Annotated in this window: 18 protein-coding genes; 4 read left to right on the forward strand and 14 right to left on the reverse strand. The window is 65.4% G+C overall.

Annotated features, from left to right (window positions below):
* Positions 1-41: 41 nt before the first annotated feature.
* From EYV96_RS14675 to EYV96_RS14725, 11 genes are all read right to left on the reverse strand, one after another.
* The gene (locus tag EYV96_RS14675) at positions 42-311 is read right to left on the reverse strand and encodes an HPr family phosphocarrier protein (protein ID WP_131152273.1); all 270 of its coding nucleotides are present in this window, start codon (positions 309-311) and stop codon (positions 42-44) included.
* Positions 304-696 (reverse strand): PTS sugar transporter subunit IIA, encoded by a 393-nt coding sequence (locus EYV96_RS14680; protein WP_131152274.1) that lies wholly within the window; start codon positions 694-696, stop codon positions 304-306. Before EYV96_RS14680 ends, EYV96_RS14675 begins: the two co-directional genes overlap by 8 nt.
* Complete coding sequence (gene rapZ, locus EYV96_RS14685; RefSeq protein ID WP_131152275.1) at positions 696-1,598, reverse strand: RNase adapter RapZ; 903 nt, start codon at positions 1,596-1,598, stop codon at positions 696-698. The genes EYV96_RS14680 and rapZ overlap by 1 nt, the downstream gene beginning before the upstream one ends.
* A gap of 4 nt (positions 1,599-1,602) precedes the next feature.
* Complete coding sequence (hprK, locus tag EYV96_RS14690) at positions 1,603-2,553, reverse strand: HPr(Ser) kinase/phosphatase (protein WP_131152276.1); 951 nt, start codon at positions 2,551-2,553, stop codon at positions 1,603-1,605.
* A 145-nt stretch (positions 2,554-2,698) separates the two neighbouring features.
* Entirely contained in the window at positions 2,699-3,022 is a 324-nt protein-coding gene (gene hpf / locus EYV96_RS14695) for a ribosome hibernation-promoting factor, HPF/YfiA family (protein ID WP_131152277.1), read from the reverse strand.
* A 169-nt stretch (positions 3,023-3,191) separates the two neighbouring features.
* Entirely contained in the window at positions 3,192-4,655 is a 1,464-nt protein-coding gene (locus tag EYV96_RS14700) for an RNA polymerase factor sigma-54 (protein WP_131152278.1), read from the reverse strand.
* Positions 4,656-4,774: 119 nt separating this feature from the next.
* Positions 4,775-5,494: an LPS export ABC transporter ATP-binding protein gene (gene lptB, locus EYV96_RS14705; RefSeq protein WP_131152279.1), complete on the reverse strand. Its 720-nt coding sequence runs from the start codon at positions 5,492-5,494 to the stop codon at positions 4,775-4,777.
* 3 nt (positions 5,495-5,497) lie between these two features.
* Positions 5,498-6,085, reverse strand: coding sequence for a lipopolysaccharide transport periplasmic protein LptA (gene lptA, locus EYV96_RS14710; RefSeq protein ID WP_131152280.1), 588 nt, complete (start codon positions 6,083-6,085; stop codon positions 5,498-5,500).
* Complete coding sequence (lptC, locus tag EYV96_RS14715) at positions 6,042-6,644, reverse strand: LPS export ABC transporter periplasmic protein LptC (protein ID WP_131152281.1); 603 nt, start codon at positions 6,642-6,644, stop codon at positions 6,042-6,044. Before lptC ends, lptA begins: the two co-directional genes overlap by 44 nt.
* Positions 6,641-7,183, reverse strand: a complete 543-nt coding sequence (locus EYV96_RS14720) for a KdsC family phosphatase (protein ID WP_131152282.1) — start codon at positions 7,181-7,183, stop codon at positions 6,641-6,643. The genes lptC and EYV96_RS14720 overlap by 4 nt, the downstream gene beginning before the upstream one ends.
* 119 nt (positions 7,184-7,302) lie before the next feature.
* Positions 7,303-8,316, reverse strand: a complete 1,014-nt coding sequence (locus tag EYV96_RS14725) for a KpsF/GutQ family sugar-phosphate isomerase (protein WP_131152283.1) — start codon at positions 8,314-8,316, stop codon at positions 7,303-7,305.
* 244 nt (positions 8,317-8,560) lie between these two features.
* Between EYV96_RS14725 and EYV96_RS14730 the strand changes: the two genes are divergently transcribed.
* On the forward strand, positions 8,561-8,800 hold the full coding sequence (locus EYV96_RS14730) for a BolA family protein (protein ID WP_131152284.1): 240 nt from the start codon (positions 8,561-8,563) through the stop codon (positions 8,798-8,800).
* Between the two features lie 45 nt (positions 8,801-8,845).
* Complete coding sequence (murA, locus tag EYV96_RS14735) at positions 8,846-10,105, forward strand: UDP-N-acetylglucosamine 1-carboxyvinyltransferase (protein ID WP_131152285.1); 1,260 nt, start codon at positions 8,846-8,848, stop codon at positions 10,103-10,105.
* A gap of 147 nt (positions 10,106-10,252) precedes the next feature.
* Here murA and EYV96_RS14740 read toward each other — a convergent pair whose 3' ends face one another.
* The 3 genes from EYV96_RS14740 to purM all read right to left on the reverse strand — a co-directional run bounded on the left by EYV96_RS14740 (position 10,253) and on the right by purM (position 12,797).
* Positions 10,253-10,966 carry a DUF3108 domain-containing protein gene (locus tag EYV96_RS14740; RefSeq protein WP_131152286.1) on the reverse strand — a complete coding sequence of 238 codons (714 nt, stop codon included), beginning with the start codon at positions 10,964-10,966 and terminating at the stop codon, positions 10,253-10,255.
* A gap of 68 nt (positions 10,967-11,034) precedes the next feature.
* A complete protein-coding gene (gene purN / locus EYV96_RS14745) occupies positions 11,035-11,700 on the reverse strand; it encodes a phosphoribosylglycinamide formyltransferase (protein ID WP_131152287.1) in 666 nt (221 codons plus the stop codon).
* Positions 11,701-11,768: 68 nt separating this feature from the next.
* On the reverse strand, positions 11,769-12,797 hold the full coding sequence (gene purM, locus EYV96_RS14750; RefSeq protein WP_131152288.1) for a phosphoribosylformylglycinamidine cyclo-ligase: 1,029 nt from the start codon (positions 12,795-12,797) through the stop codon (positions 11,769-11,771).
* Between the two features lie 143 nt (positions 12,798-12,940).
* Between purM and EYV96_RS14755 the strand changes: the two genes are divergently transcribed.
* Entirely contained in the window at positions 12,941-13,990 is a 1,050-nt protein-coding gene (locus EYV96_RS14755; protein ID WP_240732579.1) for a DUF2066 domain-containing protein, read from the forward strand.
* A 27-nt stretch (positions 13,991-14,017) separates the two neighbouring features.
* Positions 14,018-14,578 (forward strand): CDP-alcohol phosphatidyltransferase family protein, encoded by a 561-nt coding sequence (locus EYV96_RS14760; RefSeq protein WP_165488690.1) that lies wholly within the window; start codon positions 14,018-14,020, stop codon positions 14,576-14,578.
* The last annotated feature ends 75 nt before the right edge of the window (positions 14,579-14,653 follow it).

Consider the following 14,653-nt stretch of genomic DNA (forward strand, 5'->3'; position numbering starts at 1 on the left):
ACGTTATGACGTGACGATGGCTGAGCCATGGCCCTCCCCATTCACGCTCCTTCGTCGAACTTGCGGTCGAACAACTCGACCACCGCCCTCAGCGCCAGTTCCTCATCCACGCCTTCGGCGCGTACCGTCAGCGGCGTACCCATGCCCGCTGCCAGCATCATTACGCCCATGATGCTTTGGGCGTTGACCTCGCGACCCCGGCTGATCAGCCAGACCGTGGATTTGAAACTCTGCACCAGCTGCACCAGCTTGGCGGACGCGCGAGCGTGAAGGCCAAGCTTGTTGGAAACGACAATCTCTTGCTCAAGCATGATCGATGAATATCCCCCCGCGCCCGCCGCTGGCGGCGATTTCCGCCAGTTCGTCGAGCGGTTTTTCCGCGTAGTTCAACACGCGCAGCAGCATGGGCAGGTTAAGCCCGGAGACGCAGCGCAAGCGTACGCCCAGCGCACTGAGCGATAGGCCAATATTGCAGGGCGTGGCGCCATAGAGATCGGCCAGCACCAGGACCCCGTCACCTGAATCCAGCGAGCGGGCATGGCGCGCCGTCAACGTGCGCATCACGTCCGGGTCGGCCTGCGGCGGCACCTCGACGGCCTCCACCTGCAGCGGCAACTTGGGCAGCACGTGGTGGGCGGCTGAGATCAGCGCCTTGCCCACGGATTCGTGGGTCATCAGCAGAATGCCGACGCTCATCACTCGAGCTCCCGGTGAAAGGTGAGTGCGCCTTCGTGGCGTGCGCGGTAATACGCCGCCAGGCGTTCGACCAGGTAAACCGAGCGGTGACGGCCGCCAGTACATCCGACGGCGATGGTGACGTAGCTGCGATCGTCGGCGGCGAAGCGGGGCAGCCAGTTGTCGAGCCAGCGCACGGTGTCGTCGAAGTACTCGCCGACCAGCGCCTGGGCTTCGAGGTATTCGCGCACCGGTGCGTCCTTGCCCGACAGCGGGCGAAGGCGGGGCTCCCAGTGCGGATTCGGCAGGCAGCGCGCGTCGAAGACGAAGTCCGCATCCAGCGGCAGGCCGCGCCGGAACGCGAACGACTGGAACATCAGGGTCAGGCCTTCGGTGGCCTGGGCATAGCCGGTGGCAACCAGGCGGCGCAGCTGGTGCACGTTGAGTTCGCTGGAATCGATGACCTTTTCGGCAATCGCCATCAGCGGACGCAGCAGGCGCCGTTCCTCGGCGATGGCATCGGCCAGCGACAGCCCCATCGGCGACAGCGGGTGCCGGCGGCGGGTTTCCGAATAACGCTTGATCAGCACGTCGTCGCGGCTGTCCAGGAAGATCAGGTGCACCTGCACGCCCGCGGCTGCCAGCTCGGACAGCATCAGCGGCATCTTCACGAAGTCCTCGCCGCGGTTGCGCACGTCCACGCCCACGGCGATGTTGCGGCGCTTGCCCTCGGCGCCACCGTGGCTCACCGCCGCCACCAGTTCGGGCAGCAGGGCGGTGGGGAGGTTGTCGACGCAATAGAACTCCAGGTCTTCCAGCGCACGCAGGGCGACGGTCTTGCCGCCGCCGGACATGCCGGTGAGAACGACCAGGTGGATCGCGTCGGGGTTCTGGATATCGGTGGTGCTGGCGTTTTGACTCATGGTGTTACCACGGCGGCAGGCGCCGCATCTGGTGCGCCTGGCGGTCGATGAATGTCTGCGCGGGATCGATGCCCTTGCTCTTCAACATATGGTTGCGGACTGCCGCTTCCACCAGTACCGCCAGGTTGCGACCGGGTGCCACAGGGATGGTAATCATCGGCACCTGGACGTCGAACACCTCGCGGTGGCCCACATCGCCGGTGAGGCGCGTCAGGCCGTCGGTGTCCTCGCCTTCTCGCATGGGTTTGAGATGGATCAGCAGGCGCAGATACTTCGACTGCTTGACGGCCGTGTGACCAAACATCTCACGCACGTTGAGAACGCCCAGGCCACGAACCTCGAGGAGGTCCTGCAGGAGCTCGGGGCAGGCACCGTCGATGACGTCCGGGGCAATCAGGGTGAATTCGGTAGCGTCGTCAGCCACCAGGCGATGGCCGCGGCTGATCAGTTCCAGCGCCAGCTCGCTCTTGCCCGAGCCCGATTCGCCGGTGATCAGTACGCCGATGGAAAAGACCTCAAGGAAAACGCCGTGCAGCGTCAGCTTCGGCGCCAGCATGCGAGCCAGGTGGTACTGCATCCAGGTCAGCAGCTCGTGGCCGCGCTTGGAGCTGATCCACAGGGGGGTATTGGTTTCCTCGGCTACCTCGCGCAGGTCGGCGGGGATGGCCTGGTCTTTGGTGACGATCAGGGCGGCCGGCTGGTAGGCGGCGATCTTGTTGATCACTTCCCAGCGCTGGCGCGAATCCAGGCTGTCGAGGAAGTTGAGTTCCTCGGTGCCGATGATCTGGATCTTGTTCGGATAGATGACGTTGAGGTAGCCGATCAGCGAGGGCCGGCGCGTCGTGGTGGCGCCGCGCTCGAGGACGCGCGATTCGCCACGCATGCCCGACACCCAGCGCAGGGCCATGCGTTCGTGGACGCCATCGTAGAGTTGTCGTGCGGTAAGCCGGTCCAAGCCTCGTCCTTTGCGCCGGGCGGAAACGATTCAGCGGCGCGACAGGAGGCATTGTGCCAGTTTGGGGAGAACCGCGCCGAATGGCGTCGGGTGGATCGGGGGAGGCCCACCCCATGGCGGGGTGGGCCTGGGAAGTACCTGGCGATTAGCCGTACTGACGCTCGTCGCGTACTTCACGCTGGTGCTTGTCGCAGACCTTTTCGCGGTGCTTGCGAAGCTGGGTGACCAGTTTGTCGAACATCTGGTCAATTGAGGCGTACATATCCGACGAAGTGGCCTCTGCATGCAGCGAGGTACCGGTGACGCCCAGCGTGCCTTCGGCACGTTGCTGGAGCTTGTCGACCGAAAGGACCACGCTGAGGCCGACGGACTTGCCGTCGAGGCGGGTAAGTCGATCGAGGTGACTGTTCACGCGATCCCGAAGGGCCGGGGTGATCTCGATCTGCTGACCGCTTAGCTGGACTTGCATGTTGCGCCTCCTTGGTACTGGCCGCCGGTTCGGGCGGCGTGGGTCGATGTGCCAGTCACGTGACGGCCCCGACACACCATCGTCTTCTCTTGGTATGGGGACGCTTTCTGTCCCGCCAAGTTCCCGCTCACTGTGCAAGTTGAGCGCAGACGACTGACCTGAATCAGGTTCAGCTGGCTCGCTGGCGCTCGCTGGAGCTGGGAATTCGCATAGCCTCCCGGTATTTGGCGACCGTCCGGCGGGCCACCTGAATGCCCTTGCGGTGCAATTCCTCGGCGATGGCCTGGTCGGACAAGGGTTTGCGTGGATCTTCCGCGTCCACGAGTTTGCGCAACATGGCCTGGATGGCCGTGGCGGATGCGCTGCCGCCGTCCTCAGTGGATACGCCACTGGAGAAGAAATGCTTGAGTTCGAAGGTGCCGCGCGGCGTATGAATGTATTTGCGCGTGGTCACGCGGGAAATGGTGGACTCATGCATGCCCACTTCCTCGGCCACCTCGCGCAGCACCAGCGGGTGCATGGCTTCGGGGCCGTAGTCGAGAAAGGCACTCTGGCGGCGCACGATGGCTTCGGCGACCTTGAGCAGCGTCTCGGCACGCGACTCGAGGCTCTTGATCAGCCAGCGCGCTTCCTGGAGCTGCCCGCGCATCCAGCTGGCGTCGTCGCCGCGCGCCTGCGCGATGAGGTTGCAGTAATGCTGGTTGAGGCCCAGGCGCGGCTGGCAGTCGGGATTGAGGCTGACGCGCCAACGGCCGCTGTCCTTGCGCGCATAGACGTCCGGCGCGACGTATTCGACCGGCGTGACGTCGAGGGCGGCGCCCGGACGCGGATCGAGGCTGCGGATCAGCATGGCTGCAGCGTGCGTTTCCTCTTCTGTCGCGCGCAGACGGCGCGCCAGCCGGGGGACGTCGTTGCGAGCCAGCAGTTCCAGCTCGGCATCGACGATGCGCAGGGCCAGTTCACGCTGGGACAACTCCGCCGAAAACTGTTCCAGCTGGGCGCGGAGGCAGTCGCGCAGATCGAGGCTGGCCACGCCTGTCGGGTCAAATCGCTGAAGCTGGCGCCGGATGGCGTCGACTTCCTCAATCGTCGCTTTCAGATCGGCCGGTACGGCGGCCAGCACCGCATCAAGGCCTTCGGTGAGATAGCCATCCGCATTGAGGGCGTCGATGAGAATGGCGGCGATCGTGCGCTCGCGCAGGCTCATGTGGCTCAGGTTGAGCTGCCACAGGAGGTGCTCCTGCAGGGTTTCCGGGGCGGCGCTTTGCGGTTCGAAGCCGTCCTCGTCCCCCGAGCCGTTGCGGCTGCCACTGGCGCCACCGCTGGAGAAATCGATCGGCTCCTCGGCTGCGCCGCCGGATTCTGCCCAGTCGGACATGTCGTCGGTATCGCCGTCGCTGCTGCTGGAGCCGGCCACCTCGACCTGGAAATCCGCCGCTTCGCCGGGGCCGCTTTCGCCGTCGCCTTCGCCGGGATTGTCCTCGGCGAATTCCAGCAGGGGGTTCCCTTCCGCGATCTGCCTCAGCTCAGCCTCGAGCTCCAGCTGCGAAAGTTGCAGAAGGCGAATCGCCTGCTGCAGCTGCGGCGTCAGAGTGAGCTGCTGATTGAGGCGAAACTGCAGTCCGGGTTTCATGCCAGGTGGGTAAGGTGAACTCGCCGTCATCCTAACCCCCTTGGTCAGAGGGGGCTATAGCAGGCCGTTAGGCCGGATGGCCGAATGTGTGATGTCGGCCGCGTTGCGGCCGGCTCGCGCTACAAGCGGAACTCGCGGCCCAGGTAAACCTCGCGAACCTTCTCGTCGGCCAGGATGTGCTGCGGCGTGCCGCGCGAAAGCACTTCGCCATCGCTGAGGATGTAGGCGCGATCACAAATGCCCAGCGTCTCACGGACATTGTGATCTGTGATGAGCACGCCGATGCCGCGTTCCTTCAGGTGACGGACGATGCGCTGGATTTCGCCAACCGAGATCGGGTCGACGCCGGCGAAGGGTTCGTCGAGCAGCATGTAGCGCGGCTCGGCCGCCAGGGCGCGGGCAATCTCCACGCGACGGCGCTCGCCACCGGAAAGGCTGATGCCTTTCTGTTCGGCGATGTGGGAGATTTTCAGTTCGTCCAGCAGGCTTTCCAGTGCATTGGCGCGCTGGCGGGCGCTGAGGTTCTCGCGCAGTTCGAGCACGGCCATGATGTTGTCCGCCACGGTGAGGCGGCGGAACACCGACGGCTCCTGCGGCAGGTAGCCGATGCCCAGCTTGGCGCGGGCGTGCATGGGCAAGCCGGTGATGTCGTACTTGTCGAGCTTGATCGAGCCGGCATCGGCTTCGATCAGGCCTACCACCATGTAGAAGCAGGTGGTCTTGCCGGCGCCGTTGGGGCCCAGCAGGCCGACCACTTCACCTTCGCGAATCGAGAAGCCGAAGTCGCGCACGACCTGGCGCGCACGAAACCGCTTTTGCAAACCTTCGGCTGACAGCATCGATTACTTGCCCTCGGCCGGCGTTGCGGCGGGTTTGGGGGCGGCCGGTGCGGCCGGCTTGGGCTTCGGCAGGAAGGTGCCGTGGACCAGGCCATCATTGCCGGACTCGCCGGTGATCACGCTGGTGTCGGTGTTGTAGGTGATCTTGTCACCGTTGAACTGACCGCGGCCCTGCTGCGTGACCTTGGCGTTGCCTGTCAGCACGGCGATGCCATTGATGTTGTCGTAATCGAGCTTGTCGGCGTCGCCCTGCATCAGGTTGTTGCTCTCATCCAGCTGCTGGATGTGCGCCTGGGCACCGGTAACGACCACGCGCGCGATCTGCGAATCGCCATCGAGATGGATTTCAGCCTTGGCACCGGTGATCAGCAGCGTACCCTGCGTGATCTTCACGTTGCCCGTCAGAGTGGTGACGGAGTTGGGTGCATTGATGGCATTGGTCGTCTTCGCCGAGAAATTCATCGGCTGATTGCGATCGTCCTTTTTCGCCAGCGCCGCAGCCGGAGCCAGGGCGACCAGGGCCAGCGCGCAGGCGCCGAGGGCGAACTTACGACTTCCGTTTACGCGGCGGGAACGAGCCGTGGCTGTCATCGAGCAGCTCCAGATGATTGTCGGTGAGGTTGGCACGCATGCCGATGCCGCGCATTGTAGTGTCGCCTTGGGTCATCGTGGCTGCCTCGGCGGTTTCCATCCGATTTTCCTTCGGCCAGGCGGTGACCTCGGAAGTGTGCAGCTCGGCCTGGGCCGTGTCGCCATAGGCCGGGCGATGCATGTAGACCTGGCCCTGCAGCTTCAGCAGGGTGCCACTCTTGTCGACCCAGCCGTAAACCGACTCGCCTTGCCAGGCGGGGACGCCGGGTTTCTTGGAGGGCAGCTCGAAGCGGGGCTGGTCGATGTAGAGCGACTCGTCCCCTTCGCGGCGATCCAGGCGCGGGCCGTAGACGCGGAAGCTCGGCAGGCCTTCCTGGTCGTAGACGAAGCCCTTGAAGTTGATCAGCGAATAACCCGAGCGGGGCGGGCCGACGAACTCGTTGGCTTTCGGCTCCGGGGCGATCCACCAGCGCAGCAGCTGGGTGGCGACCAGGGCGACGCCCAGCACCACGATGCCTACCTGCAGGCGGTTGTCGCGGAAGTAGTCGCGCAGGCTCATGTCCAGCGCTCCTTTTCCGCATCCCAGTGGCCCTGGGCCAGCAGAAGCAGGTCGCTCACTTCGCGCGCCGCACCCTGGCCGCCGCTGCGCTGGGTCTGCCAGTGCGCACGTTCGGCCACCCACGGATGCGCGTTGGCGACCGCAATGGCCAGGCCTGACAGGCCCATGGCCGGCAAATCGGGCAGGTCGTCGCCGATGAAGGCCGCCTGTTCCGGCGCCAGGTTCAGTGCGTCGAGCAACTGCTGCAGCGAGGCGCGTTTGTCGCTCTGACCCTGGTAGACGTGCGCGATATCCAGCTCTTCGGCGCGCAAGGCGACCGGATGGCTGATGCGCGCGGTGATGATCGCCACCTGGATCCCTGCCGATTGAAGGAGCTTCAGCCCCAGTCCGTCGTGTACGTGGAATACCTTGGTTTCGTGACCGTCCTCGGCGTACCAGAGGCGGCCGTCGGTCAACGTGCCATCCACGTCGAACACCGCCAGGCGGATCTTCGCGGCGCGTTCGAGGATGTCGGCGGGGACGTTGGCGAGATAGGACACGAGGGGGACCGTGGGAAGTGGGGGGGATTTGCCGTGGCTTCGGGCGAATTAACGGGCGAGGGCGCGGGAGGTTGGCAGGAGGCCGCTTTCCTTCCGCTTACAGGGATACCCGTTGCCGATCAGACCACCCGTGCACGGAGCAGGTCGTGAATGTTGAGCGCGCCGACCACCCGCTGCTGTTCGTCAACCACCAGCAGGGCATGAATCTGGTGCTTCTCCATCACCTGCGCCGCTTCGATGGCGAGCTTGTCGGCGCCGATGGTCTTGGGGCCGCGGGTCATCAGTTCGGCCACGGTGGCGCCGCGAAGATCGACGCCGTCGTCGTCCAGGGCACGGCGCAAGTCACCGTCGGTGAAGACGCCCAGGAGCTTGCGGTTGCTGTCGATGACGGCGGTCATGCCCAGGTGCTTGCGGGTCATTTCCATCAGCGCTTCGGTGAGCGTCGCATCGGGCGCCACGGCCGGGATGCCTTCGCCGGTGTGCATGACGTCGCTGATGTGCAGGAGCAGGCGACGGCCGAGGCTGCCGGCCGGGTGCGAGCGGGCGAAGTCTTCCGACGTGAAGCCGCGCGCTTCCAGCAGGGCAATCGCCAGGGCATCGCCCATCACGAGCGCGGCCGTGGTGCTTGCCGTTGGCGCCAGGCCCAGCGGGCAGGCTTCGGCAGAAATGCTGGCATCCAGGTGCAGGTCGGCCTGTTCGGCCAGCGAGGAACGCTCGTTGCCGGTGATGGCGATCAGGGGAATGCCCTGACGCTTGATCACCGGGAGAATGAACAGGACTTCATCCGTTTCGCCGGAATTGGACAGTGCCAGCACGATGTCCTGCGGCAGGATCATGCCCAGGTCGCCGTGGCTGGCTTCGCCCGGGTGGACGAAAAAGGCGGGCGTGCCGGTGGAGGCGAGGGTCGCGGCGATTTTGCGGGCGACGTGGCCGGACTTGCCCATGCCAATCACGACCACGCGGCCGGCGCAGCCCAGGATCAGACGGCAGGCCTCGACGAACTCGGGCCCGATCCGCGGCTCAAGGGCGCGAATGGCGGCCGCCTCGGTGGCGATGACGGTGCGTGCACTGCGCACGATGGCGTCGGCATCCAGGGCAGCGGGCTTGGCGGTGGGGGCAACGTGGGCGTTCATGCGTCCTCGGAATGGCATTCTGGCCATGGCTGCCGGGCCGTTCAGGGCTCGGCGATTGCTTGGTAATTCAAACGCTTGCGGGCCCCAGGGGCGCCTCGCCGCGCGGCTGGCGACCCACCGTGTCGTTTCTGCGACAGAGGATTTCCATTACCATGGCATATTCGCATTTTACCGTCATGGTCGGCGCAAATGGGCCCAATCGGGATTCCAGGCCGGCCGCTCTTCAGTTGCTAGTGGAAAAACGATGGACGCTGCCACCATTCAGGCCATGATCGAAAACGGACTGCCCGGTGCGCAGGCGGATGTAAACGGGGACGATGGCGTGCACTTCGAGGCACAGGTCATTGCCACCCAGTTTGCCGGCAAGCTGCCGTTGGCGCGTCATCGTCTTGTTTACGCCACGCTGGGCGACCTGATGGGCGGCGCGATCCACGCGCTCGCCCTCAAGACCCTCACCCCCGAGGAAGCCGCGGCGCGCCGTTAAGCGCAGCTGCCCGGCTCCCATCACGCATTCTCTTCAAGGAAACCCATGGCCAAGATCCTGATCAGTGGCGGCGAGCCGCTCCAAGGCGAGGTCGGCATCTCCGGTGCCAAGAACGCCGTGCTGCCGATTCTCGCGTCCTGCCTGCTTGCCGACGAACCCGTCGCGATCAGCAACGTGCCGCACCTGCACGATGTCACCACGTTCATTGAGCTGCTCGGCCAGATGGGGACGCAGCTGGTGCTCGATGACCGCATGAAGATGCACATCGACCCGCGTTCCACCGATCGCCACTTCGCGCCGTACGACCTGGTGCGCACCATGCGCGCATCGATCCTGGTGCTCGGCCCGCTGGTCGCGCGTTTCGGTCAGGCTGAAGTCTCGCTGCCGGGCGGTTGCGCCATCGGTTCGCGTCCGGTCGACCAGCACATTCGCGGCCTGCAGGCGCTGGGTGCCGAAGTGCTCGTGGAAAATGGCTACATCAAGGCCAAGGCCAAGCGTCTCAAAGGCGCGCGCATCTCCATGGACATGATCACCGTGACCGGCACCGAGAACATCATGATGGCCGCCGCGCTCGCGCAGGGCACCACCATCATCGAAAACGCCGCGCAGGAACCGGAAGTGGTGGATCTGGCCAACTGCCTGATCGCCATGGGCGCGCAGATCGAAGGCGCCGGCACCTCCACGCTCACCATTCATGGCGTCGAGCGCCTGCACGGCGCCGAGTACGAAGTGCTGCCCGACCGCATCGAAACCGGCACCTTCCTTGTCGGTGCAGCCATGACCGGCGGCAAGGTGCGTGCACGCAACGCACGCGCCAATACGCTGGATGCCGTGCTGTCGAAGCTCGAGGAAGCTGGCGCTCACATTTCCACCGGTCCGGACTGGATCGAACTGGACATGCAGGGCCGTCGCCCCAAGGCCGTCAACATCACCACGGCGCCGTACCCGGCGTTCCCGACCGACATGCAGGCGCAGTTCACCGCGCTCAACTGCGTGGCCGAAGGCGTGGGCGTGATCACCGAGACGGTGTTCGAAAACCGCTTCATGCACGCGCATGAGCTGCAGCGCCTGGGCGCGGACATCCGCCTCGAAGGCAACACCGCGATCATCCAGGGCGTGCCCAAGATGAGCGGCGCCCCGATCATGGCGACCGACCTTCGTGCGTCGGCGTGTCTGGTGCTGGCAGGCCTGGTTGCCGAAGGCGATACGACCGTCGATCGCGTGTATCACATCGATCGCGGCTACGAGAACATCGAAGAGAAGCTGGGCGTGCTGGGCGCGAAGATCCGTCGCTTGCCGTCGTAAGGCCGGCGGCTGCGCCGCCTGTGAACGGTAAACGGTGAAGGCGGCGACTTCGTCGCCTGTAAACAAAAAGAGCGGAGGCCGCGAGGCTTCCGCTCTTTTGCTTTGGCTCTTACCGATTACCGTTCACAGGCGGCGCAGCCGCCGAACTCACCGCCCTTCGTACTTCACCAGCTGCAGCGTCAGGCCACCGCCTTCGCTCTGTGCCAGCTTCACCGGCACGACATACTTTCCAGGCACATACCACGCACTGAACGCCTTGTCGGTATCGGTGCGTTCCACGCGTTCGGCCTTGAACTGGCCGGCGGGGACGTTGACGTTTTCGGTGGCGGCCACTTTGTACTGCTGGTTCTCGACGTTCTTGCGCACGGCGACGGGCAGGGTCACCTGCTTCTTGCCATCGCGCAGGGCAAGACCGATGGCGTAGGACGTCGTGTTGCGATCGATCAGGCCGGGAACGGCAGCGTAGGTGTCCGGACCTTTGCCTTCGTCGACGGACACCTGCTTGCTGTTCCAGTCGACCTGGGTGTGGCGCTGCTTCACCTTGAAGGCGTTGACGCGAGAATCGTAGGTCACCGTTTCGGGCGCGCCGTTGTTCCAGCGAAATCGCGTGGTGTCACTCGTATTGGCGCCGAGCGCGGCGGCCAGGCCGGCGGTGCCGCGGGTCTGGTTGCTGTATTCCCACTGTCCGTCGCCGGTTGCCTTGAGGCTGACGACGGCTTCACCGATGACTGAGCCGCCCTGCAATACCTGATAGGTCGCGGTGAAAGGCGCTGGTGCGGGCGTGGCGGCCCAGGCGGGCGAGGTGGAGACGGCCAGTGCGAGACCGGCAGCGAGCAAACGTGCGGGAATGAGATTAGCCATAGGCGCAGGAGTCTAACGGCGGCGCCTGAATACCTTGTTGAGGCGTAGTTACTTGCCTGTGCTGGCGTTCAGCGAACCAGCTGGCCTGCCTCGAGGCGGAGTGGTGCGGCCAGTTCAACCCCGTCGAGGCGAATGCGATCCGGCGGATCGAGGGTCAGGCGACCTTCGGCGATCCATGCGGCGACGGCGGGAAGCAGTTGGTGCTCCTGGACGAGCAGGCGTTGTGCCAGCGTCTGCTCGGTGTCGCCGGATTCGATCGCCAGGCGGGACTGCGCGATCACAGGCCCCCCGTCGAGCTCGGCCGTCACGTAATGGACGCTGGCGCCATGCTCCCGATCGCCTGCTTCGAGTGCCCGGCGGTGAGTGTGCAGCCCGCGATATTTCGGCAGCAGGGAAGGATGGATGTTGATCATCCGGCCGACCCAGGGCCGCAGTGCATCGCCGTCGATGATGCGCATGAAACCGGCGAGCACCAGCAGGTCGATGTTCGCCTTGGCCAGCTGATCGAACAGGGCGAAGTCGAAGTCGCGGCGCGAATCAAAATCACGCTGGCGCAGTACGAAGGTCTCAATCCCCGCTTCGGCCGCAAGCTCAAGCGCACCGGCGTTGGCCTTGTCGCTGCCAACCAGCGCCAGTTCGGCCGGCAGTTGCCCGGCCCGATGTGCCTGGATCAGTGCGGCGAGATTGCTGCCTCGCCCCGAGGCGAGGACGGCAATGCGAAAGGGTTTGGCCATGGCGGTCAAAACTTATGCAAGGTGGAACGCGCAGCGCATGAGCGGGGCAGGGCGCCCCGCTGATGGGATCAACCGATGTGGACGCGCTCGTCGCCGCTGGCCTTCACGACTTCGCCGATCACCGACGAAGCCAGGCCATGACGCGACAGCAGTTCCGATGCAGCAGCGACCTGGTCGCGCGGCAGGATCACGGTGAAGCCGACGCCGCAGTTGAACGTGCGCCACATTTCCTCGCGCGCCACGTTGCCTTCGCGCATCAGCCACTCGAACACGGGCGGCAGCACGATGGCGGACGCTTCGAGCGCGATGCCCAGGCCGTCCGGCACAACGCGGATGATGTTTTCCTTCAGGCCGCCGCCGGTGATGTGCGCCATGCCATGCACGGGCTGCGACTTGAGCAGGTCCAGCATCGCCTTGACGTAGATGGTGGTCGGCGCCATCAGCGCGTCGGCCAGCGAGACGCCGCCGATATCCAGATCCATCGGGCTGCCGGCGCGCTCGACGATCTTGCGCACCAGCGAATAACCGTTGGAATGCGGGCCCGACGATGCCACGCCAAGGATCACGTCGCCCGCGGCGATGCGCTCGCCGCTGAGCAATTGCGACTTCTCGACGGCGCCGACAGTGAACCCGGCGAGGTCGTACTCACCCGGCGGATACATGTCGGGCATTTCGGCGGTTTCGCCACCGATCAGCGCGCAACCGGCCAGCTCGCAGCCCTTGGCGATGCCGCCAACCACAGCCACGGTGGTATCCACGTCCAGCTTGCCGGTGGCGAAGTAGTCGAGGAAGAACAGCGGCTCGGCGCCCTGCACCAGCACGTCGTTCACGCACATGCCGACCAGATCGATGCCGATGGTGTCGTGGCGACCCAGCTGCTGGGCCAGCTTGAGCTTGGTGCCGACGCCGTCGGTACCGGACACGAGCACGGGCTCCTTGTAACGCCCGGCCAGGTCGAACAGGCCGCCGAAACCACCCAGGCCGCCCATCACTTCCGGGCGGAACGTGCGCTTGACCAGGGGCTTGATGCGTTCGACCACGGCATTGCCCGCGTCGATATCGACGCCAGCGGCGCGGTAGGTGAGAGCGTCGGACATGGCAGGAACCGGCGTGGGGAAACGCGACATGATAGACGCTGAGGGCCGGATTGGGCAGACTTTCGACCAGCATCTTCTCGCAGCGCCGACCCCGGGTCCCCCCGTGTACTGAGCGGTAACTGCGCGCCGCACAAGGAAAACTCATGTCGAGGCAGGATCACATCGTGGCCGCACGCACTACCGTCGCAACGGCCTCCCGCGACTGGCTCGCCAGCTGGCTGCGCATGCTGGCGGCGGCCCTGATGCTTTCGCTGGCATTCCAGGCGGCCCATGCACAGGGCCAGGTATCGCCCTACACGGTGGTCGTGCCGGTCAGCGACACCACCGAAGGTCAGCGTGATGAGGCCTTTGGTACGGCGCTAAGTCAGGTACTGGCTCGCACGTCCGGTGGTCAGGACCTGCGTGGCAAGTCAGGTTATGCCGAAGCACTGAAAGGCGCTGCCGGCATCGTGCAGCAGTATCAGTATCAGAAAAATGCCGCCGGGCCGGGCCTGGCCCTGCAGGTGACCTTCGATCAGGCCGCCGTGCAGCGGACCATCGCGCAGATGGGCGTGGCCGGCACGGCAGGCAAGCCGCCGATTCTCCTGCTGGTCCGCGACGAAGACGGCAGCGTGTTGACCAAGGAGGCGCTGGCGCCGTTGAGCCAGGCCGTGGCGGCTCGCGGTTACAGCGTGGTGCTGGCCGATCCGGGCAAAGCCGCGGGCGGCCCGTCGGTGGCCTCGGCCGATCCGGAGCAGATATTCAACCTGGCCAAGCAGTACAAGACGGGCCTCGTGTTGCTGGGTCAAATGCGCACCGGCGGTGCCGACTGGAACCTGATCTCCGGCGGGCCGCAGCAGAAGTGGTCGGCGACGGGCAGCGACAACAGTGCGCTGTTCAACGATGCGGGCAATGCGCTGGCCGATCGCCTCGGCAAGCAGCTCAACGTGATTGGTTCGGGCAATGTCGACGGAAAACTCTGGGTCACCGGCGTCACCTCGGCGGCCGATTACGCAACGCTGTTGGCGACCTTGCGCGCCGATCCGATGGTGCGCAATGTCGTGACGTTGAGCGCCCAGAATGACGGCATGATGCTTGGCATGAAGACGGCCCTGCCGTTGGGTAATCTGGCCGGCAGCCTTGCTGCAACGGGGCGCCTCCTCGAGACCGAACCGCACGCAGGCGCTGATGCCAGCCTGCGCTGGGTCCACTGAAAGGGCGCCGGGATGACGGCCACGGGAATGTCTCGCTGGCGTCATCTGCCCAACGTCATTTCCTGCCTTCGCATCGCGCTGACGGGGCCGGCGTGCTGGGCCATCCTCACGCAACGCCCCGGCTGGGCCCTGGCGATCATCGCCGTGGCGGGCGCGTCGGACGGACTGGACGGGTTCCTGGCACGCCATTTCGGCTGGCAGAGCCGGCTCGGTGGCTTGCTCGACGCCATCGCGGACAAGTTGTTGCTCGTCACCTGTTTTCTCGCCATGGCCGAAGTGGGTTGGTGCACCTGGTGGCTGGCGCTGCTCGTATGCGGGCGCGACCTGGTGATTGCCATGGGCGCTTTCGCATGGCGGACCTGGATCGGTCCGGTGCAACCCGAGCCCAGTCTGCTTTCCAAGGCGAACACGCTGATGCAGATCGTGTATCTGCTCGCGGCGCTGCTGGTGGCCTGGCGGCACGAAGACGTGTTGCTGCCCTGGCTGTCGGGCACGGTGGCCGTGCTCACGGCGGCAAGCGGACTCGATTACGTCACGCGCTGGTCCTGGCGGGCACGCGGGGTGCGGCGCCAGGCGCGTTCGCGCTGACAGACCGTCCGGCTTCCGTCACACTTCCGTTTTGCCCGCCCCGGCAGCCTTTCGCCCAAGCCCCCGACGAGCCGA

The organism is Dyella terrae, assembly GCF_004322705.1.
Taxonomy (GTDB): Bacteria; Pseudomonadota; Gammaproteobacteria; order Xanthomonadales; family Rhodanobacteraceae; genus Dyella_D; species Dyella_D terrae.